This is a genomic window from Bradyrhizobium sp. USDA 4474 (assembly GCF_054057515.1).
Genome location: NZ_JBSRZJ010000002.1, coordinates 5,032,128 through 5,052,378 on the forward strand (window position 1 = coordinate 5,032,128; position 20,251 = coordinate 5,052,378).

General features: G+C 56.9%; 12 protein-coding genes and 5 pseudogenes. 12 read left to right on the plus strand and 5 right to left on the minus strand.

Annotated features, from left to right (window positions below):
- The first annotated feature begins 516 nt into the window (after nt 1-516).
- The 7 genes and pseudogenes from ACVW16_RS25345 (at nt 517) to ACVW16_RS25375 (ending at nt 10,304) form a co-directional block, all read left to right on the plus strand.
- Nucleotides 517-3,039: a 2-aminoethylphosphonate--pyruvate transaminase gene (locus ACVW16_RS25345; RefSeq protein ID WP_456701753.1), complete on the plus strand. Its 2,523-nt coding sequence runs from the start codon at nt 517-519 to the stop codon at nt 3,037-3,039.
- A gap of 32 nt (nt 3,040-3,071) precedes the next feature.
- A pseudogene (gene rtxC, locus ACVW16_RS25350) lies at nt 3,072-4,133 on the plus strand (dhydrorhizobitoxine desaturase).
- Nucleotides 4,130-4,948 (plus strand): gamma-glutamyl-gamma-aminobutyrate hydrolase family protein, encoded by an 819-nt coding sequence (locus tag ACVW16_RS25355; RefSeq protein WP_456701755.1) that lies wholly within the window; start codon nt 4,130-4,132, stop codon nt 4,946-4,948. Before rtxC ends, ACVW16_RS25355 begins: the two are co-directional and overlap by 4 nt.
- 138 nt (nt 4,949-5,086) lie before the next feature.
- Nucleotides 5,087-5,956, plus strand: a complete 870-nt coding sequence (locus ACVW16_RS25360) for an EamA family transporter (protein WP_456701756.1) — start codon at nt 5,087-5,089, stop codon at nt 5,954-5,956.
- Entirely contained in the window at nt 5,953-7,239 is a 1,287-nt protein-coding gene (locus ACVW16_RS25365; RefSeq protein WP_456701757.1) for an ATP-grasp domain-containing protein, read from the plus strand. The genes ACVW16_RS25360 and ACVW16_RS25365 overlap by 4 nt, the downstream gene beginning before the upstream one ends.
- Complete coding sequence (locus ACVW16_RS25370; RefSeq protein WP_456737643.1) at nt 7,239-8,576, plus strand: glutamine synthetase family protein; 1,338 nt, start codon at nt 7,239-7,241, stop codon at nt 8,574-8,576. The genes ACVW16_RS25365 and ACVW16_RS25370 overlap by 1 nt, the downstream gene beginning before the upstream one ends.
- A 1,104-nt stretch (nt 8,577-9,680) precedes the next feature.
- Complete coding sequence (locus ACVW16_RS25375; protein ID WP_456701759.1) at nt 9,681-10,304, plus strand: hypothetical protein; 624 nt, start codon at nt 9,681-9,683, stop codon at nt 10,302-10,304.
- Nucleotides 10,305-10,398: 94 nt separating this feature from the next.
- On the opposite strand, the pseudogene ACVW16_RS25380 reads toward ACVW16_RS25375, so the two are convergent.
- The 4 genes and pseudogenes from ACVW16_RS25380 to ACVW16_RS25395 all read right to left on the minus strand — a co-directional run bounded on the left by ACVW16_RS25380 (nt 10,399) and on the right by ACVW16_RS25395 (nt 13,621).
- A pseudogene (locus ACVW16_RS25380) lies at nt 10,399-10,994 on the minus strand (anthranilate synthase component II).
- Nucleotides 10,991-12,396, minus strand: a pseudogene (pabB, locus tag ACVW16_RS25385) (aminodeoxychorismate synthase component I). The pseudogenes ACVW16_RS25380 and pabB overlap by 4 nt, the downstream one beginning before the upstream one ends.
- Before the next feature lie 137 nt (nt 12,397-12,533).
- Nucleotides 12,534-12,851, minus strand: a complete 318-nt coding sequence (locus ACVW16_RS25390; RefSeq protein ID WP_456701760.1) for a Dabb family protein — start codon at nt 12,849-12,851, stop codon at nt 12,534-12,536.
- Between the two features lie 134 nt (nt 12,852-12,985).
- Nucleotides 12,986-13,621, minus strand: a complete 636-nt coding sequence (locus ACVW16_RS25395) for a GntR family transcriptional regulator (RefSeq protein WP_456701761.1) — start codon at nt 13,619-13,621, stop codon at nt 12,986-12,988.
- 112 nt (nt 13,622-13,733) lie between these two features.
- Between ACVW16_RS25395 and bioB the strand changes: the two genes are divergently transcribed.
- The 5 genes and pseudogenes from bioB (at nt 13,734) to ACVW16_RS25420 (ending at nt 18,253) form a co-directional block, all read left to right on the plus strand.
- Nucleotides 13,734-14,789 (plus strand): biotin synthase BioB, encoded by a 1,056-nt coding sequence (bioB, locus tag ACVW16_RS25400; RefSeq protein ID WP_456701762.1) that lies wholly within the window; start codon nt 13,734-13,736, stop codon nt 14,787-14,789.
- Entirely contained in the window at nt 14,780-15,133 is a 354-nt protein-coding gene (panD, locus tag ACVW16_RS25405) for an aspartate 1-decarboxylase (protein WP_456763525.1), read from the plus strand. The genes bioB and panD overlap by 10 nt, the downstream gene beginning before the upstream one ends.
- A gap of 70 nt (nt 15,134-15,203) precedes the next feature.
- Nucleotides 15,204-16,356, plus strand: a pseudogene (locus tag ACVW16_RS25410) (8-amino-7-oxononanoate synthase).
- A complete protein-coding gene (gene bioD, locus ACVW16_RS25415; protein WP_456701765.1) occupies nt 16,356-16,991 on the plus strand; it encodes a dethiobiotin synthase in 636 nt (211 codons plus the stop codon). The pseudogene ACVW16_RS25410 and the gene bioD overlap by 1 nt, the downstream one beginning before the upstream one ends.
- The gene (locus tag ACVW16_RS25420; protein ID WP_456701766.1) at nt 16,988-18,253 is read left to right on the plus strand and encodes an adenosylmethionine--8-amino-7-oxononanoate transaminase; all 1,266 of its coding nucleotides are present in this window, start codon (nt 16,988-16,990) and stop codon (nt 18,251-18,253) included. Before bioD ends, ACVW16_RS25420 begins: the two co-directional genes overlap by 4 nt.
- Before the next feature lie 986 nt (nt 18,254-19,239).
- Here ACVW16_RS25420 and ACVW16_RS25425 read toward each other — a convergent pair.
- Nucleotides 19,240-19,602: pseudogene (locus tag ACVW16_RS25425) on the minus strand (transposase); the annotation flags it as partial.
- Nucleotides 19,603-20,251 lie beyond the last annotated feature (649 nt).

Genomic DNA, 20,251 nt, shown 5'->3' on the forward strand with positions numbered 1-20,251 from the left:
AGCAATATCTCTGTTTCAGGCTCTCCGGCAGTTCAGTGCAGAAGGTACAGCAGTCAACGCGGAAGCAAGACAGGCGATACTGGATTGCTGGAGGTTTTTTACTGCCAGGGGGAGTCGTGAGGGCCGAACTCTCAAAATTTCTAGCTCGCTGCGAACCTCCGCTCGCCTCTGCGTAGGACGGGAGTGCAGTCAGAAAAAAATGCGCGAGAAGATCGTTGGAGAGGGTTGAAACGCCCCTAACGTCAAGTTGTACGATCTAAAAATGACAATGACCGCCAGCAGTGTCCGAAATCCTCAAACAGCGACAGAGCCCCGTTGCATCAAGACTCGAGCCATCAGAAATCTGAATGGGTTCGACGAAAGCTTTGTGAAGGATCGCTTTGCATCTGGGATGAAAAATTGGCTTGTCATCTTGCCGGCGGCTGAAGTCGACGGCAAGTGTTGCGTCGATCTATGGCGCTTCATTCGAGCTGTTTACCGAGGAATGCGGCGTGCCACAGAGAGGCCTCTGGTGGGATGGGCGTACTCCAAATCCAACGAAGAACACAACTTGAGGAGAACGGTTTGACAAGACAGCGCTCTTTGCTGACGCCTGGTCCATTGTCGTTATCGCTGGCGGTGAGGAGCCAGATGCAGCTTGACCTCGCATCCCGCGATGACGAGTTCAAGGAGGTGACCGCCAGCATGAGGCGGCTGATGCTCAGCCTATTGCGAAGTGCTGAGGATTATTCGGTAGTGCCTATTCAGGGAGGCGGCTCCTTTGCAATGGAGGCGGCTCTCTCTTCATTCGTGTCCCGTGTCCATAAGCCGCTTGTTTGCATAAACGGAATCTATGGCGAGCGCATTTTGCAAATTTTGCGGCTGTGGGGCGTCGAAGCGCTGAAGCTCGTCAAGCGAGCGACGGACCCTTTGGACCCTCGAGAAATCGGTGAGTATCTAACCAAGCATCCTGACGTTACGCACCTATGTTTCGTCCATTGCGAGACAACGACCGGCATCGTCAATCCCTTGCAAGAGTTAGTGGAGGAGGCAAAGCGACGTGGCGTAAAGACGATCATCGATGCGATGAGTTCTTTTGGCGCCCTCAACATCGACCTGAGCAATCGAGGACCCGACGTATTGGTCACATCGAGCAACAAGTGCATAGAAGGCCCGCCGGGGGTGGCGTTTGTCGTCACCTCGCGCCAACTGCTGGAGAATGCGGTTCAAGAACAGAGGTCGTTTGTGCTCGATGTGAGAGATCAGTGGCTCTCGCTCGAGCGCACCGGTGAGTGGCGGTCGACCCCTCCTACCCACATCGTTCAGGCCACTGCAATGGCCTTGAAGATTTTGCACGAGGAGGGCACCGATGCGAGGCGCCTTAGGTATGAAAAGGTTAGAGACGATATTGTCAAAGAACTCGAAGGCGTTGCGTCTCCGCTGCTGTCTCCGGACTTGCAGTCGCCGGTCTGCGTTGCTTTCAGTGCGCCGCCCGGAATTGTCGACCAGGCAAGCTTCGATGGACTTTATCGCCACCTGGCGGCCCACAATCTCTACGTCTACTCGAAGCTGCATCTTGCGACACGCAGCTTTCGCGTCGGTTGCATCGGGGAGATCCAACCCAGCTGGATTGAGCAGTTGGGGTGCGCTTTTCGTACCTATTTTCGGTCCGGTCAGGCCCGGTCAGAAAGGCCAGTGCCGGGGCAAGTAGCAGGGGCTCGTGTAAAGGTACCCGCTCGAGCGGCTGGAGACCGGCAGCCGTGTCTTCCTGCCGAGACTGCCGTTCTTCATGCGGGCTATCGACGCGACCCCGTGACGAAAGCTGTCGCAGTGCCGATTTACCAGAATACAGCTTATGAGCTCGATGGCGATTTAAGCCACATCGCCGACGTCTATAACGTCAAGGCCGATGGATTCACTTATACGAGGATCATCAATCCGACGACCCGCGCGCTGGAGAAGCGCTATGCCGCTGTCGACATGGGAAGGGACTCGCTCGCCGTTGCGTCAGGGCAAGCGGCGACGTTCCTTGCCATCGTGAACCTCTCAAGTGGCGAAGTGGGCGACAATATCGTCGCGTCACCGTACCTATACGGCAATACGTGGAATCTGCTCCATAACACACTAAAGCGGCTCGGAATTAGCGTCAGGACGGCAGATCCTCGGAGGCCCGAGACGTTCGAGCGCGCGATTGATGACCGCACAATATGCCTATTTGGAGAGGTGATTTCGAATCCCTGTCTGATTCCGCTCCCGGTCAAGCAGTTGGCGGAGATCGGCCGAAGGTACGGAGTGCCACTGGTCGTTGACAACACGACCACACCTCTGGCCTGCCGGCCCGCAGATCTCGGCGCGGCTATTACGACGTATTCCGCGACGAAATATATATCGGGCCATGGCACGACGCTTGGCGGGCTGATCGTTGATAACGGTGGGTTCAGCTACCGGGGAGCGTCCCGCTTTCCATTGTTTAACCGTCCCGACGAAGCGCACGGGGGAATTGTCTGGCATAACGCTGTGCGAGATGTCGGCGATCTCGGAAAGAGTGAATTCCTCCTCAAGGCTCGCATGACCTGGCTGCGCGATACCGGCGCGGCCATCGCCCCGTTTGCGAGTTTTCAGCTCATCCAAGGACTTGAGACGTTGCCTCTTCGCATGAAGCAGCACTGCGCGAATGCCAGCATCGTCGCCGGTGCTCTCAAGCAGCACCCTAAAGTGCGTCGCGTCTACTACCCGGGGCTCTTTGAAGGCGCCGATCGGGAAATCGTCGAGCAGACACTCAACACCGCATACGGATACGGTGCGATGGTCATGTTCGAAGTTGAGGATGAACAGGCTGGGCGCAAGTTCATCCAGAACGTTGAATTGATGTATCACGTTTCGAACGTGGGAGACGCCCGTACACTCGTAACCCATCCTGTCTCTACGACTCACACCACTGTCCCCCGAGAAAAGCGCGAAGCAGCCGGCATATTTGGCGGATCTATCCGACTTTGTGTCGGCATCGAAGATGTTAACGACATCCTGCGCGATCTGGACAAGGCGCTTTCCGCAATCTGACAACCTGCAAGGCGATCAGAAAAGAGGTTCTCATGAATCAGGCAGACGCTTGGAAACTGAGGTCATCACGGTTTGAAGCCGTTCAATTCAGTCGTGAGGTCAATAAGCAGCTCTCGGAGCTAAGACCCGACAATATCACGGGAGCGGCGTACATCGCGAAAGATTATGCTGTCATCGCAGCGTGCACGCTCGCGACCGTCTCCGTCTCGTGGTGGCTGTACCCGCTGGCCGTTCTTCTGATCGGCGCCTATCAGCGCGGTTTGACCACCATTGCGCACGATGCAGCTCACCGCACGCTCGCGAAGAGAACACCACTTGGAATTATATGCTCGGCATTCTGTTCGCCTCCTATCCCTTGTTCCAGCGCCACTGGGCCTATCGGATCTCGCATGTCTACCTGCATCATCCGTATCTCGGCGATCCCGACAAGGACCCTGATCTGAAGTTCTTCCTGGCCAGCGGCGTTTATGACGTGCAGCCTCCGGAGCGATACGCGTTCAACATCATCTGGAAGCCGATCTTTGGCGGCGCGACATTGGCCTATCTGAAGTACCTTTGGACCAATCGTTTTTCTATCGAAGATGCCGGGGATCAGAGCCGGACAGCCATACTTGTCGACAGGTATTGCTTCTATCTCTTCTGGATCAGCATCCTCGTCGGCTCATATCTGCTTGGGCTACTCCATGTCGTCGTTTTGTTCTGGATTGTGCCCTATCTCACCACATTTCAGGTCCTCGGCTGGTTCATCGAACTCGCAGAGCACTCACCGATGTGCGAAACTGAGACGCAGAACGTCTATCTCACCAAGAAACCGGAAAGGGAGCTTTCTCGAGCGAGCCATCCTCGGGCAGAATCTGGATGAGTACCACCTGGAGCACCACCTTTCACCGGGTATCCCGTTTTGGCTCTTGCGCAAAGCGCAGAAAATCCGGATGCAGGATCCGAACTACGCGAAGGTCGCTGCGACTTGGGGCGGACTCTTTGTCAAGGGACCTCAAGGTCAACCTAGCGTCATAGCTCAGTTGAAAGAGCGGAATAGACGGTTGTATGAGCAGTCTATTGCCGGCGTTCGCACGGGAGGTCAGCTCGCGTGAGGTTGCAGCAGTCCGAGCGCGCCCGAGCCGTTGTCGCCGTCACATCGAACCGTCTTCTGGTCGAGGATGTGCATCGCGACTGGTTACGTCGCAAGTACGTGCATGCACTCCATCGTCATGCGGGAGTTGCTTGCATCATACTGCCGACCCTCGATCCGGAGGATGCTAGCGAGGAGGTCGCCATGGCCATCATGGGTCGGGTCGACGGCCTGGTGTTGACGGGTGATGAATCAAACATCGACCCGGCCGTCCTTACAGCGCCTGCGTCATTTACAGATGCTGATCGGCAGGACGTCGAGCCTGGAGTCCTGGACCGTCCACGGGATCGGCTTTCTGCCTTGAGCATAAAGAGTGCCATCGCGTTCGGAATGCCGATTCTGGGTATCTGCCGTGGGCTTCAGGAACTCAACGTCTATTTTGGCGGCACGCTCCGCCCATCGCTCGCAGTTTGGAGGCCAGAAAGCGGCGCTATGCACGCCGAGAAGCCAGATCGTCCCAGAGACCGCCAGTACGATGCCGCGCATAGCGTCAGCATATCGTCGGATGGCGTACTCTTTCCTGTCGCGCGGACAATGGAGGCGCAGGTCAACTCGCTGCACAATCAGGGCATCGAGGCGCTTGCCCCAGCGCTGAGGCGGGAGGCGTGGTCGCCTGACGGTCTCGTCGAAGCAGCTTCGGTGATTGGCGCTCCGACGCTGCAGATCGGTGTTCAATGGCACCCAGAATGGCACGTCTCGACCGACCTCCTTAGCAAGCAATTGTTCAAAGCATTTGGGGAGGCGTGTGTTGGGTACTGCAGGAGTAAGAAGGGCTAGAGGCAGAGCGCGATAATGCAAATGAACCGTGGCCCCAGTGAGCCGAAAAGCCAGTCATCGAGAACCGGCCGCGTCTCACGCCACAGGCTCCAAAATGGTGAACGCTCGACGAGCGGCTTCGCGTTAGGAGTGCTCTTTGTGGCCCTTTATGTCGTTCTGAGCGCGGCAGGCGAGGTTTATGCTGCATCCTATTTTCAGCAAGGAGATGCGTTTGTTGCGCTCCTGCTGTCATTCGCGGTGGTTTGTCTGACGTTCAACTTCTTGGCCCGCCACGAGGGAGGCGAAGCAAGAGTAGGAAGTCGATCGGTTTTAGCCTTCATCGTACTCAATGTCGTGACAGCAATCAGTTGGGTGGGCCTATTCATCGGATTGAAATACGTCGAGCCTGCGATCGTTGTTTCGTTCATGGTCGCGCTGGGACCGGCCGCAACAATCTGGCTAAACGCAGTGATCAGGCGCCGGGGTTCTCCTCCAGCATCCGAGATAGTCGTCAGTGCTGCGATCGCAGCGATCGGAAGTTACATGATTTGGATCTCAGCCAGCGGCAACGCGGGTGTGGAGTGGGGAGCTCGCTCATCCTTTGGCATTGTCTTGGCCATCGTGGCCGGCCTATCGATCGCCATCACAAATATACTCGTGAAATTACTGTTCGACCGGGGTTTTTCGGGCCGACAAGTGCTGGCTCATCGGTTCTATGGAACGATTCTCTTGCTGCTGGGACTGGTGGACCATTCATCCGTCGGACCCGAAATTGCACAGCATTGGTTGGCGATTGCTACAATTGGCCTGTCGACGATCGTCTTACCTTTGCTCTTGATCCAGCAGGGCATCCGCCGGGTAGAGCCCTTCACGGTCAACATGGTCCTGTCAACGGCCCCCGTCATCACCTTCCTGTTCCAGTACTTCGATGCTCGCATCGTGCCCTCATCACATACGTTCGTTGGTAACGTCCTCATAACGGCTATCGCTGTCACCAACATCTACTTGCAATATAGGAGATCCGTATGAAAGAACGGAAATGCGTCGTCGTGGACGCATACTCTACCGGCCGATACTTACCGGAAGAATTCAAACGATATGGCATCGGAACATTGCATGCGATGTCGGCGGCCCGGATTCCACCCATATTTGAATCGCACTTCGATGCGAATCTATACGAAGAAGTCGTTCGCCCCAGCGAGCGCATGGGGTTTGACGACATCGTTGAATATCATCTTCAGGCTCTCCATGGTCGGGAATTAGAGTTCGTTATCGCGGGCTGCGAGACCGGGGTTGAACTGGCCGATTCTTTGTCGGAACGGCTTGGATTGCCTTCCAATGGCACCGCACTATCGGCTGCTAGGCGCGACAAAGCGCGATTGTCCTGCGCGTTGACCTATGCTGGTGTGCGATCGATCAGACAAGTTGTCTCCGACAATGCGGCAGAGATCGCAAGCTGGAAGCTAGAAGCGAAGTTCGATGAGATCGTGATCAAGCCCCTGAACAGTACGGGCACGGAGGACGTGTTCTTCTGCTCGACGGATGCTGATATTCAGCGGGCGCTAAGCACAATCATCGGGAAGACAAATCGTGTCGGCGCTTTTAATCATTTTGCCCTCGCGCAAGAAAAAATAAATGGACAGCAATATACCGTAAACGCCATCTCGATTGGCGGTGAAGCCTTCGTTACGGAGGCCTGGACGTATGACACTGTGCCTATCGAGGGAGCGTCGTCGGTTTGCTCACTGGAGAGATTGTTGGAGGGCGGCGAACCAATCGTTCATGAGTTGGCCGAGTACCTGGAGCGTGCGTTGCAGGCGCTTCAAATTGTCGAAGGGCCGGCTCACGCCGAGATCATTGTCGATCATCGAGGGCCGGTTCTGGTGGACTTCGGGGCGAGACTTCAAGGGACTATGTCGGCAAAGGCGCGAACGATGGCGCTGGGGCATAACCATATGACGCTAACGGCCTGGCGCTACGCAGATCCTAAGGGCTTTCGTGAGTACATGAGGCTACGGGGGCCCTACAAGCGGAAGTCGCATGCGCTATGCGTCTCGCTGATCTCGGACAGGAGCGGTGTCGTTACAGGTCATCCGGGCCTCGAAATGATACGCAAGCTCCCGAGCTACGCGGATGCCATTGCATTCGTTCCGATTGGTGGGCAGCTAGTTCCAACCACTGACTTGGCTTCGACGCCGGGCATCGTTTATCTGGTGAATAGCGAATTGATTCAGCTTGAGGATGACTATCGAAAGTTACGAGCAATGCGGATGGATCAGGTATTCGACTTAGTGATGCAGGATCGCGACTAATGCCGACTGATGCCAGGTTGACTAGAGCGAATCCAGCCCGCGCGGCGATGGTCGGCGTGAGCGACTTCGATGGCGTTCTGCGAGGCAAACACCTCTTAGGTGAAGATTTCAAGGGTGGAGATAAAGTTATCAAGTTCTCTGAAGCGGTGCTGGCGTGGGATTGTGAAGACCGGCTCATTCCGGCTAGTTTCACGCAGAATCCGCTATCAGCGTTCGGAGATGCTGACCTGCGTATTCTGTCAGGCACCGGCCGTTCGGTGTCTCATCTCAGCGATCAATATCTCTACCTCGCGGAATTCACGGGCGCGCATGAGAACATCTGCCCGCGCGGAGTTCTGCGTAGGGTCCTGCGCAGGGCTTCTGACCACGGATACGACTGCACTGTCGGGTTCGAGTTTGAGTTTATGCTGTTTAAGGAGAACGCAGACACGATTGAAGAAAAGCCCTTCGGGGAGTGGGCGCCTTTAACGCGCGGCCCGTTCGGCTACTCGATTGCGCGATCTGTCGCGCACCATGAGCTGTTCGATGAGATCTTAGCGCTTTGTGAAAAAGCTAGAATACCTCTCAGCGGACTACACTTTGAGACGGGACCTGGCGTGGTTGAAGCGTCAATTCGTCATTGTGATGCGCTGGAAGCTGCCGATCGGGCAACCATATTCAAGTCGATGATAAAAGGCTGGGCGCAAACCCGAGGGATGATGGCTACATTCATGGCCAAGGTTTCCGAGCAATGGCCCGGCCAGTCCGGCCATATTCACATCTCCATGTCCTCGGATGGCCGAAATGCGTTTTATGACAGTGATGCGTCCGGTAACGTCTCGAAGCTGATGAAGAAATTCATCGCCGGACAACTAGACTACATGAATGAGTTCTGCGTGCTCGCGGCGCCAAACTTCAATAGCTACAAAAGATTGGTTCCTGGCTGCTGGGCGCCAATCTATCCAAGCTGGGGAGTTGACAACCGCTCCTGCGCGGTTCGCTCCATTCCCGGAGAGCCATCAGCCCATCGGCTGGAGTATAGGCTGCCTGGCGCAGACATGAACCCATATCTCGCGCTCGCGGCTGCGATTGGTTCCGGCATATTGGGCGTCGAGACAGGATCGTCACTGCCGGCTTCGATCGTCGGTGAAGCAGGCGTGGAGATGTGCCTTCCGTGCGCGAGACTGCCTCAAAGCCTATCAGAGGCAACTGATCGCTTTGCCCAATCTGCAGCGGCCAGTGATGTGTTCGGAGAAAGGTTTGTTGAAATGTTTTCTTGCTCGCGCCGTTGGGAGTGGGAGGTCGTGCAACATCGGGTCACCGACTTTGAACGTCGGAGATACTTCGAGATCATTTAGCTTGAGCCCTTCGGCGGAAGGTGCATTGCCTACCAAGGCGGCGGCGCAGATCGTGGGCATGAGCGGTGTCACTAATTGCGTCCCGATATTGATAAAGCGCGTCAAGTCATTCGGAGCAAGATGCTTGCGTTACGGCACATTGACGGGAGGCATGGGCGCCCTCTGACGTGGGTCGAAGCCATTCTGGTGCTGGCTGCGTGCGGTCAAGATGATCGTAAACGCCACGAGGAGAATCAGAAGACTGCGCATGCATTATTACTCAAGTTAATCTATCGCAATTATGAAGCGGCTCACATCTGGTGCCTTGGAGAAGGGGAGGCCTTTCGCATCCCATGGATCCCAGCGTATTCGCAGCCAAAAGCTAATAACCGACTGTTCTTGCCGGAGGTTGGCTATCGGGGCGATCATTCCGCCTAAAAAATGCGTTTTTGCAAGGAGGCCGCAGGAATGGTGCAGCGAATTCGAGTAGTAATTTAGGGGGACTTTAACACCGCAAGACAGCCCGCGCTGCTGCCTCCGCGAGCTGTGGAGGACGGTTGATGCGTAATCATGACATTATGTCCGGTAGCCTGTTGGCGCTCACCGCCGCTGGCGTTGCGCTGCTTTGCTCCAGCCTGCTCGCACTTGCTTTCATTTAGATCCCGCGCTCGACAGTCGACGCGCTGGGATTTCTGCGAGGCCTCTCGCAAAGGCGGTGCGCAGCCGGACAGGACGCTGCTATGGCTGTAATGGAGGCCCGGCGATCGACATGATCTGCTCAGGTTTCCATAGGGATCCACGTCTTCGAATCGTTCCGTTACGCATGTTGTGCTCGTGTTTCTGAACGGCCGACCTGATCTCCGGGCCGACGCTCGCCAGGCGTACCGTCTTTATTGGCCATTCGCCGAACGGCCTAAGACAGATGGTCGAGCCGATACGACGAGCAGTGATGTCTATCGTTTGGGCAGACGTCGAACATGTGTGCCCTTCTGAAATCTTGGGTATGCCAACATGGCATGATCAGCCAGCGAAAAGACGCGTGCGGTTTGATTCGCCTCTGGTTCCGCGTGCCCGGGATCGTCGAAAGTAGCTCGCAAAGCAAAAACTCCGATGCGGGAGACAACATTGCTGAGAACGTTGCGGCGGCTGTTACGGCGCGCGGCAGCTCTTGACCATCGTCTTTTGTCGCGGCAACGAGAACCACCAAAGCATATCGAAATGAACAGAGCGGGTAAGGCTGTGACGGATCAATCCCAAGCATCGGAGTTGCCACCGGTCTTGCAGAGACCATCGAAAGGCTTTCGTTGGAGTTTTGCTCTTGTAGCCGTCTTGCTCGTTTTTGGCGCAGGAGGAGCCTACTATTGGACTGATATCGAGACGTTTGCCGAGGCGCCACCGGCGCACGGAATCGTGGCTCCCACTCGCGACTTGTCACCTGAGGATAAGGACGTCCTTTTAGGGATCCAATCGGGGCAGCAGAAGACAGCCGATGAAATTGTCGAGCTCAATCGCAACCTCGATGCTCAGCAAGCCGAGCTAAAGCGGATCTCGGGCCAGATCGAAGCCCTGACCCAAAGAATCCACGAGCTGCAGAAGCCGGCGCCTGTCGTTTCACCTGCTCCTGCTGCTTCTCCGCCGCCCGTGCGCACCACATCCAAGCCGGCCAAGAGAGACGTCCGGCCATCAAAACCGCAAGGTGCAGTCTCTGTCGGAGGCGCGCCGCTGACCGCGGAGCCGAGCACGGAATAGCGCTGATTACCACAAAATGCCTGTCGTATAACGCTGGCCTTCCAACCCCGTCGGAAAGTAACGGTCCACCATCTTGATCGGTAGGCCGAGCCTTTCATTGCTTGGCCTGCTTTCGGAAGTTCTCTGTGAGTCGCAAGAAGTCCATAAGCAGGACGTGGCCCTGTGGGGTAAGGATCGACTCGGGATGGAACTGGACGCCATAGGTGGGATGATAACCGTGCGTGAGGGCCATGATCTCGCCTTCCTCCGAACGCGCGGTCACTATGAGGTTCTGCGCACGTGATTGATCAAACTCGACGACAAGAGAATGGTAGCGACCGACTTCAAGCGGGGTTGGCAGCCCCCTGAATAACCCTCGGCCGTCATGCGCGACGTATGAGCGCCGACCGTGCATGGGCCGATGCGCTCGCGCCACCCGTCCTCCAAAAACGCTCGCAATACACTGATGTCCAAGGCAAACGCCCAGAATTGGTACGCGTCCAGAAAGCTCCCGGACCACTGCTGTGATATTCCCGCCTCGGTTGGGGTGCAGGGGCCGGGCAATATGACCACCGCGCGCGGATCGAGACGAACGAGCTCGCTGATGCTGATAGCGTCGTTTCGGATCACTTCCGTTGCTTCACTGAGCTTGTGGAAATAGCGGGCAATGTTGAAGACGAAGGAGTCGTAACTATCGATGATGGCAATCAAAATCCACCAGATGGTTGAAAATGAAATGCATCAAAGATTCGCTCTGCTTTAGCGAGCGTTTCCTCGTATTCGGCCTGGGGCTCCGACATGGCCGTTATACCGCCGCCCGCATGAAACACAGCCAGGTCGCCGTCGATCGTGACAGTGCGGATCGCAACACTTGTGTCCATGTGCCCGTTGAAGCCGATGAAGCCGATTGCCCCGCAATAGACCTCTCGCGCTATGCGCTCGATTTCTGTAATAATTTCCATCGACCGTAGCTTTGGCGCTCCTGTAATGGACCCGCCGGGAAAGCAAGCCCGGAGCAGGCTAACGGCGTCTTCCTCTCCGGCAAGTTCCCCCGTAACGATCGACACGAGGTGGTGCACCGAGGCATAAGACTCGAGATTGCACAGAGCCGGAACCTGTACCGAATGCGCAGTGCAAACGCGCGACAGATCGTTTCGCAAAAGATCGACAATCATCGTGTTCTCGGCGCGATCCTTCTCGGAAGCGAGGAGAACAGACGCACGGCGGTGGTCTTCCTTCGAATCCGGCGAACGCGCGATCGTGCCCTTGATGGGGCGTGTCTCGACTTGTCGCCCGTCAAGTTTCAGGAATCGTTCCGGCGAACTTGATGCGATGGTCAGCTTTCCCCATCGTAGCAGGGCGGCAAACGGCGCCGGATTCAATACTCGTAGTTGGCAATAGAAGGCGAGCGGATCAAATGGGGTCGACAACCGGGTGCCGAAACCCTGCGCAATATTCGTCTGGAACACGTCACCCGCCAACAAGTCAATCAGGCGTTGTACCGCCGCAATGTAGCCCTCGCGGCTGAAGTTCGAGCGCCACGCGCCCGCTCTCATAGGACTACCATTCTGAGGCGGCTTTCGACCGGCAAGCAGTGCTGCAAACTCGTTGGCTCGACGACGCGCTCGTTCGCTCCGTCCCGCGCGATTTTGCTCCGGCTATCCGGTCGAGACGATCCAACATTTATTAGCCCGGTGGTCGAAGCTGATGACAAGGTCATAGAAATGCAGGATGGATTGGGCAAGCCCAGACCGGCAATTGTCGGCGCAGACAATCGCTCCAATGTCCTGTTCATGTCGTAGGCAAGGTAGCCTGCCGCTCCTCCCTGGAAGGGCGGGAGTTCGGGACGATGCTCTTGCGGGTACTTCGCGAGTAGAACGCGAAGGACCTTCCATGGATCGGCCTTAAGAGATAGTCCGTTCCAACTGGCTTGGCCGTTTGCGACGGTGTAGGTGCTGAACGGATCGCACCTTAGATATGAGTAGCGCCCGAGCAGCTCGCGCCTTGCTGCGCTATCGAGAAACGTGAGTTGCGATCGATGCCCGAGACGTCGCATCGCTGTGACGGGTTCAATCCACTGCAACTCGCGAACGTACATCGGGTTGTCGGTCACCGGTGGCTGACGTCGTGAAAGTGCCGTTCCCTCGGTTGGCCGACCCGATGAGAATGAGGCTTCTCTGCTATGGGCCGAAACTTGAGGTCCACTACCAGGCTAACCTGACAGTGTTTTTTGCTGCGACAGCACCTGGATCATCCTGCCGTGGAGGTGGAAGGGGCATCTGTCGATACATCATAGTCGGCCGCGAACCGCAGCTCGCGGAGCGGTCGGACCCGTTTAATCGACTGTTGGTAGAGGTCGTGCGCTTTGTACGCCGCGAGCTCCATTTCGCTGTCGAACTCACCATAAACCACGATGTCGATATCGTTGCCGACCTGATCGGTCTTGCGGTTGCGGGCAACCTCAAGCCGGCGCGCATGGGGTATCGTGGTGAGAAGCGAAAGACCTTCGATGATCTGGTCGATGCGCGCCTCTTCCTTGGCGCTGAAGAAGACGATGTGGCGAATCATGGCCATCCCTGGAGATGTCGCTAGCTGGACCATAACTATATGGGAATAGAGGCCGTTGCAATGAGGCTAGTCAGTTGCCACATCATCGTCGCTTGCGATCGTCGGCGATCCGTAATGAAATTTGCCAGTGTTGCTCAGGACGCCGGAAGGGCAAGGCGCTCAATGGTTTGAATGTGCCGCGTGAGCAGGTTACAGGCTTGATCTAAGTTGCGCGTTCGCAAGGCTTGCAGGATCAGGCGGTGATCTTGATTGGAGCGCGGTCGCCAGCCCACTGATCGCGCCATCGCGAACACCAATCTCGAATTGGCAAGCTGCAGTCCATCGAGGCTCGCGAGCAGACGCGGCATTCCGCACGGCGCGACCAAGGCTTGGTGAAAGGCGCGGTTGGCCATCTCAAACTCCTCGACCGTCTTTGCATTATCTCCTTCGGTCAGGGCGAGCTCGATCTGAGTCAAATGACCTGTTGTGAGCCTTGGCCCCGAATGGCGCAAAGCCACCACCTCAAGCGCAGCTCGCATTTCGGCGATCTCTTTCACTGAACGGGTATCGAGCGGAGCGACCCGAACACCGCGACGTGGCACAGCGACAACAAGATGTTGTGCCTGCAGCTGCCGAAAGGCTTCGCGCACGGGGACGTGGCTCGAATTGAATTCTCGTGCAACGTGATCCTGGCGAAGTGGCGTCCCTGGCTCTAAGGCGCCGCTGATAATGCGCTCAGCGATTGAATCCGCGATGCGCGCGACTGTCGTCATGTTGTCAGCAGTGATCATAGATTATCTACCGCAATAACCGATGCATTTGCGAGGCAGCTCGATTAGCATCTCTTCGAGAGCAATGACTATAGATAATTGACGCGATTATCTACAATTGAGCAGGATGGTTATGGATGATGCCGCGGAACTCCAGCGCAAAGAAACAGGCATCGATGCGCAGGTTCGTTGTCATTGGAGAGTCGAAGAGACCAAGGCGCTCTACGACCTCCCTTTTGCCGACCTGATGCTTCAGGCGCAGTGCGCCCATCGCAAGAATTTTGATCCAAATCACGTTGAAACTGCGAGCCTGCTCAGCATCAAGACCGGCGGCTGTCCGGAGGACTGCGGCTACTGCTCGCAAAGCGCGCATTACGAGACCGGCCTGAAAGCCACTCGTCTAATGCGTTGCGCGGATGTGGTTGCGACCGCGCAGTGCGCGAAGGATGCAGGCGCCACGCGCTTCTGCATGGCGGCGGCCTGGCGCACGCCAAAAGATAGCGATGTTGATTCCGTCTGCGACATGGTCAAGGCGGTCAAGGAACTAGGCATGGAAACGTGCGTCACGCTCGGCATGCTGACGCCGAAGCAGGCCGCACGTCTCGCGGAGGCCGGCCTTGACTTCTACAATCACAACGTCGACACATCGCCCGAGTTCTACAGCAAGATAATTACCACCCGTAGCCTGCAGGACCGCATCGATACGCTAGCGCGGGTGCGCGATGCCGGCATCAAGATCTGCTCCGGCGGGATTATCGGCATGGGCGAGCGCGTGGAGGACCGCCTAGGTATGCTTGTGCTGTTGGCCAATCTTCCAAACCATCCCGAAAGCGTGCCAATCAACCTGTGGAGCAGGATCGAGGGCGTGCCGGTGGAAGACACCGCGGAGCCTCCCGATCCGATAGCGTTGGTTCGGCTGGTGGCGACCGCGCGGATCATGATGCCGAGGAGTGTGGTTCGCTTATCCGCTGGGCGGCAATATATGACCGATGAATTGCAGGCGCTTTGCTTCTTGGCCGGCGCAAATTCGATCTTCATCGGCGACGTCCTCTTGACCACCAATAATCCGAAAGTTGATCGCGACGCGGATCTGCTGGGTCGGCTCGGCATCACGTCCGGGCTCGCTCGACGGACGCAGTGCGCGCAGTCTGTTGCTCCTATATCCAGCCTAGGTGAGAAATGCAGATAACTTTGATGAAGGGAAAAATCCATCGCGCATCAGTCACCGAAGCTGATCTGCACTATGAAGGCTCGATCTCGATAGATCGTTCGCTGCTGGAGGCTGCCGGAATGGTGATCAATGAGCGCGTCGAAATCTATAATGTTGAAACAGGAGCGCGCTTTGCCACCTACGTGATTGAGGCGCCGCCGAGGTCCGGCACGATAAGCCTGAACGGTGCGGCCGCCCGACTGGCGATGCCTGGAGACAAGATCATTATCGTTGCATATGCCTCATTCGATGAGGCCGAAGCAAAGATATTTATGCCACGCATTGTGCGTGTGGATCAAGACAATCGCATCCTGCCAAGTTGAACCTAACGGCCCCTTCCTTCCTTCTTCCAAAGCATCTTTTGCTTGCTTGAGCGTTCCTCGGGAATGATGAATGCGGTCCATCCAAACAGCTAGACTTAGTCCGTATGTCGCAGCGTTGAATGTCTTGAACGAAGATAAACGGCTGCGATGCCTCAAGCCGCGCGTAGGGATCGATTTCGCATCGAACGACTATCTGGCGCTTGGTAGTGCCCTCGCGCATCAAAAACGCGATGGTCGCCGCGCTCGAGGCAGGAACTCCGGTTGGAGCCGGCGGGTCGCGGCTTCTGCGAGGCAATTGCGAGGAGCACGAACAACTCGAAACCGAAGCGGCTCAGTTCTTTGGCGCGGAGGCAGCGCTTTTCTTTGGAGGCGGCTACATCGCAAATTTTGCCCTCCTAACAACCTTGCCGCAACACGGTGATCTGCTCGTTCTCGATTCGCTCGTGCACGCCAGTATTCACGAAGGGGCGCGAGCCGGCCGAGCAGAGTACCGAATTCACGCGCACAATGACCCCCAGTCAGCCGAAGATGCAATTCGCGACTGGCGAAACAAAGGTGGAGCGGGCCGGGTCTGGATTGTAGCCGAAAGTCTCTACAGTATGGATGGCGACTTCGCTCCACTTGAGGAGCTGGTTGCAATCGCTGATCGCCAAGACGCATTTCTGATCGTGGATGAGGCTCATGCCACAGGCGCTTACGGGCATGAGGGACGAGGGCTCACGGCCCCTTATGACGGGCGCGAAAATCTCATCGTCGTTCACACCTGCGGCAAAGCGCTCGGTGCGGCGGGTGCACTTGTTACAGCCCCCCGCATCTTGCGCGATTTCATGGTTAACCGCTGCCGTCCGTTTATTTTTGCCACCGCGCCATCACCATTGATCGCCGTTGCCGTTCGAGAGGCACTGCGCATCCTGCAGAAAGAGCCGGAGAGGCAGCAAAGGCTGGCCAAACTCGTTGCGTTCGCGCATCGGCGCATCACCTCTCTCGGTTTGCGTACACCATCGACCTCTCAGATCGTGCCGTACATCGTAGGTAACAATGATCATGCCATGCGACTTGCCTCCGCTCTCCAGGAGCGCGGCTTCGATATCCGCGCAATTCGGCCGCCAACCGTTCCTGCGGGCACCGCCCGCTTGCGAATTGCGTTGACGCTCAATGTTGGGGAGGCGGACGTGCGCGCAATGCTCGATGCGCTGGTTGATGTGACGAGGGGCTCGGTTTGATGAATAAGCGGATCGTCGTGACTGGTACGGACACCGGCGTCGGCAAAACGGTGTTTTCCGCAGGGCTCGCCGGCCTTCTAGGCGCGAATTACTGGAAGCCAGTCCAGGCTGGGCTCGAACAAGAGACCGACTCCGAGTGCGTCCGCCGCCTCGGTGGCCTCTCGTCCGATCGGATTGTCCCGGAGCTCTACCGACTTCGGACGCCTGCGTCGCCGCATTACTCCGCGGAGATCGACGGCATTCGCATAGATACAGAGAGGCTTCGACTGCCTGACAGCGGCGAGCGGCGACTTGTGATCGAAGGCGCCGGCGGGCTCATGGTACCGCTGACAGCTCGCACCCTTTACATCGACATCTTCGAGCGCTGGCAGCTTCCTGTCGTGATTTGCTCAGGGACGGGACTGGGCACGATCAATCACTCGCTGCTCTCCATAGAGGCTCTGCGTAAGCGTCAGATTCGAATCCTTGGAATTGCCTTTATCGGCGAGAGAAACGCCGAAACTGAAAGTGCGATTTGCGAGATCGGGAGGGTACGTTGGTTGGGACGGCTCCCGTGGCTTGCTCCCCTCACGGACGATAGGCTGCAGGCTGCTTTCAAACACTCTTTCGTTGGCAGTGATTTCGTGAACCTATGAAAATGGCCAAGAGGTCGCCGATCTGGCACCCTTTCACGCAGCATGCTCTACAGTGCGACATGACGAAGGTGCTGCGGGGAGAGGGGGCTTATCTCTATACTGAAGATGGTCGACGCCTTATCGATGCAATCTCCTCCTGGTGGGTCGTGACTCACGGCCATTGCCATCCATGCATTGTGAACGCGATCCGAGAGCAGGCAGACAAGCTCAACCAGGTCATCTTCGCCGGATACACTCACGAACCGGCTGAGCAACTTGCGACAGAACTATTGAAGGTCACCTCCCCGGCGCTCGAGCATGTGTTCTTCTCCGATAGCGGGTCGACCAGCGTCGAGGTCGCACTGAAAATGGCGCTCGGCTACTGGCGCAATACCGGAAAAGAGCGAACCCGAATTGTGGTGATGCAGCACTCGTACCATGGCGACACGATCGGTGCGATGTCAGTAGGTAGCCGAGGCGTGTTCAACGCGGCCTACGGCCCGCTGATGTTCGAGGTGACCTCGATTCCATTTCCGACAAGAGATCTTGAGCAAACAACGCTCGATGCGCTTGAAGCCGCTTGTCTAAACGAACATCCCGCAGCCTTCATCGTGGAGCCGCTGATATTGGGCGCAGGCGGAATGCTGATGTATTCTCCCTCGGTGCTAAGAGAAATGAAGCGGATCTGCGAAGGCTTGGACGTCCTGTTCATTGCGGACGAGGTCATGACCGGCTGGGGCCGGACGGGTACATTGTTTGCGTGTGAGCAGGCCGATGTCACGCCCGATATTGCCTGCTATTCGAAGGGCCTCACGGGCGGGGCGCTCCCGCTCGCCGTCACACTCTGTCGTGCCGATATTTTCGATGCGCATTATTCGCAAGACCGCACGCGTACGTTTTTTCATTCGAGCTCATATACCGCCAATCCAGTGGCCTGTGCCGCCGCCAAGGCTAATCTGGATCTATGGCGGGATCAGGAATATCGCTTGCGGCTAGCATCCCTGGCCAAGATGCAAGAACAGGCACTCGCGCCATTCCGCACCGATTCACGATTCGAAAACGTCCGACGCACAGGAACAGTGACAGCGCTAGAACTCAACACGAGCGATGCCGGCTATCTGGCGGACATCGGTCCGAGACTTCTGGCGTTCTTCCAAGCGCGGAATCTGCTGTTACGCCCACTCGGTAACACGATCTACGTGATGCCGCCTTACTGCGTTACGGCGGCCGACCTCGATGAAATCTATGCTGCCATTCGTGACGCTGCTGACTTGCTGATGTGAGATGCATCTGACCGTGCAATCGTCTGCTGTGACAGCTGCAAGGCGAAAGTGTCCGTATTGCTTCCGTTTGAGTGTCCCACGAGGGTGCACGCACACAAGGTCGCAGGCTCGTGCTCTTTAAGCGGTCCTGATCCGAGCGCCGCAGCAATCCTGCGGGCTGACCGATGAAGGCGCAGCAATTGGTCGAAATGTCGAGCGAATTGCGCTAAGCACGATTAGAGAAATCCATTATCTTGAGCGAATTCTTGGCGAGGCTTTCTGCGGAAAGTACTGCTTCGCGAGGCAATCGCACTTCAGTCACTTGATGGCTGCAAGAACCGGGTGGACAGCCCGCCGGGCGAGCGGACCTTTGCTCCGCGCGGTGCTGTGGTCAGGGGGCTGTGGGGTTTCCCAACTAAATGTCTCACAGGAGATGAGAATGCACATTAGCTTGCGTAATTCTCTCTATCACTCAGCCACATGTTGCGCGATCTGCGGCGGAAAGTTTGGGCTGATCCGCCATTACTGCTGGCGAACGGCCCTTTGCTCCAAGAAATGCGTCAACCGCTTCAAGGCGCGACGGGAGGCCGATCAGAAATGGCTTCGATGGCGGCGAGCGGCTTAGGAATGGACTGAGTTACGGCCCTGGTCAGAGAATTCGAATGGCCGTCTAGAGCGGGTGGAGGTCAAGTGACAGAAACATCGGCAAAAATCATCGACTTCAGGACCTACAGAGCCAACAGGCTGGCCCGATCCAAGCGGCTTCGCGACGACATCTATTCGACCGCGATTCTTGCAGCGCTTGCAGCGGCCTGTCACCTTTGGACATTCCTGGCCTGCCATCCCGTCGCTTTGCTCGGTGCGCCGGCGCCAAAGCAGGAGCCTCACGAGTTCCCCTAAGGGCCAGGCGCGGAGATAGTCCTGAAGACGAAGTTTTTCGCTGCGTGTAGCTCCAACGAGGCCCGGTCGAGCCCCCGTTTCACGGGGGTATCCTCCGGTGCCTGCGGTCGCGACAGCAAGGTCGTTTTTTTTACGCGTGCAAGATCAAGAGCCTCCTTGAGGATCTCAATCTCCATGGTCTTGCGGCCCAGCAAGCGTTCGAGGTCTCGAACCCGTTCCTCCGGCCGCCGGACCTCGGACGCGGCGACCACATTCTCGTCGGCCGGCACCGCTTCCTCGCCCCCTTCACTCATCAGCCGTCTCCATCGGAAGACCAGGCTCGGGGAGAGCCCATGGCGAGCAGCAACATAGCTGATCGACATGCCCGGTTGCAGCGTCTCGTTGACGAGCAAGAGCTTCTGCCCCGTCGTAAATCGCCGCCGCCGGGCAACGCCGGTGATGACTTCCATCGTCGAAAACGTGTCAGACATAGGCGTATGCCTCTAGGACTAGGCCTAGCTCCTCCGGCTAACGCCGGTGTCCGGTCGAAAAGGGGGGCAGTTCACTTCGGCGGCTCGCTCAGATACTCAGGCACATTCCGACTGCTTTGCGCGCTTGTTACGACGTGGCGTAAAACAATTTCAGAAAGTCGTACGACCGGCTGTCTGAGACGCGCAATCTCTTGCTTGCAGCACTCCAGCTCTTGCTGTTCGTCTGTCATCACAGACGTTGTGCGACGACGGCTACTGCCGAGATGATTCATGTAACTCCCGTTCCGTTTCAAAAAATCGTGATACGAGCCGGTCACTTTCTTTGTCTGAGCTCGTGGCCTCGGCGTCGGATCGCAGCAGTTTCAGCAGCAGGCCGCGGCGACCTGGTTTGCTAGCTCACTCGCTGCAGAGGGCTCGCGCCCATCTCGCAGGTTTTGGCGACGCCAGCCCGCTCACAACTCATGCTCAGTTCCAGAATGGCCGACGATCCAACGATCGCGGAGATAACCTGGCCACTAAATATGCCGCGCTCCGGCTGAATGTGATTACTGGGCGCGGAGACTGTAACAAAATGGCAATATCGATTAATGCAATGCGCCGTGCTGTCGCGCTCAAATCCTGCACTACGGCAGCGCCTCTGATGAATTTT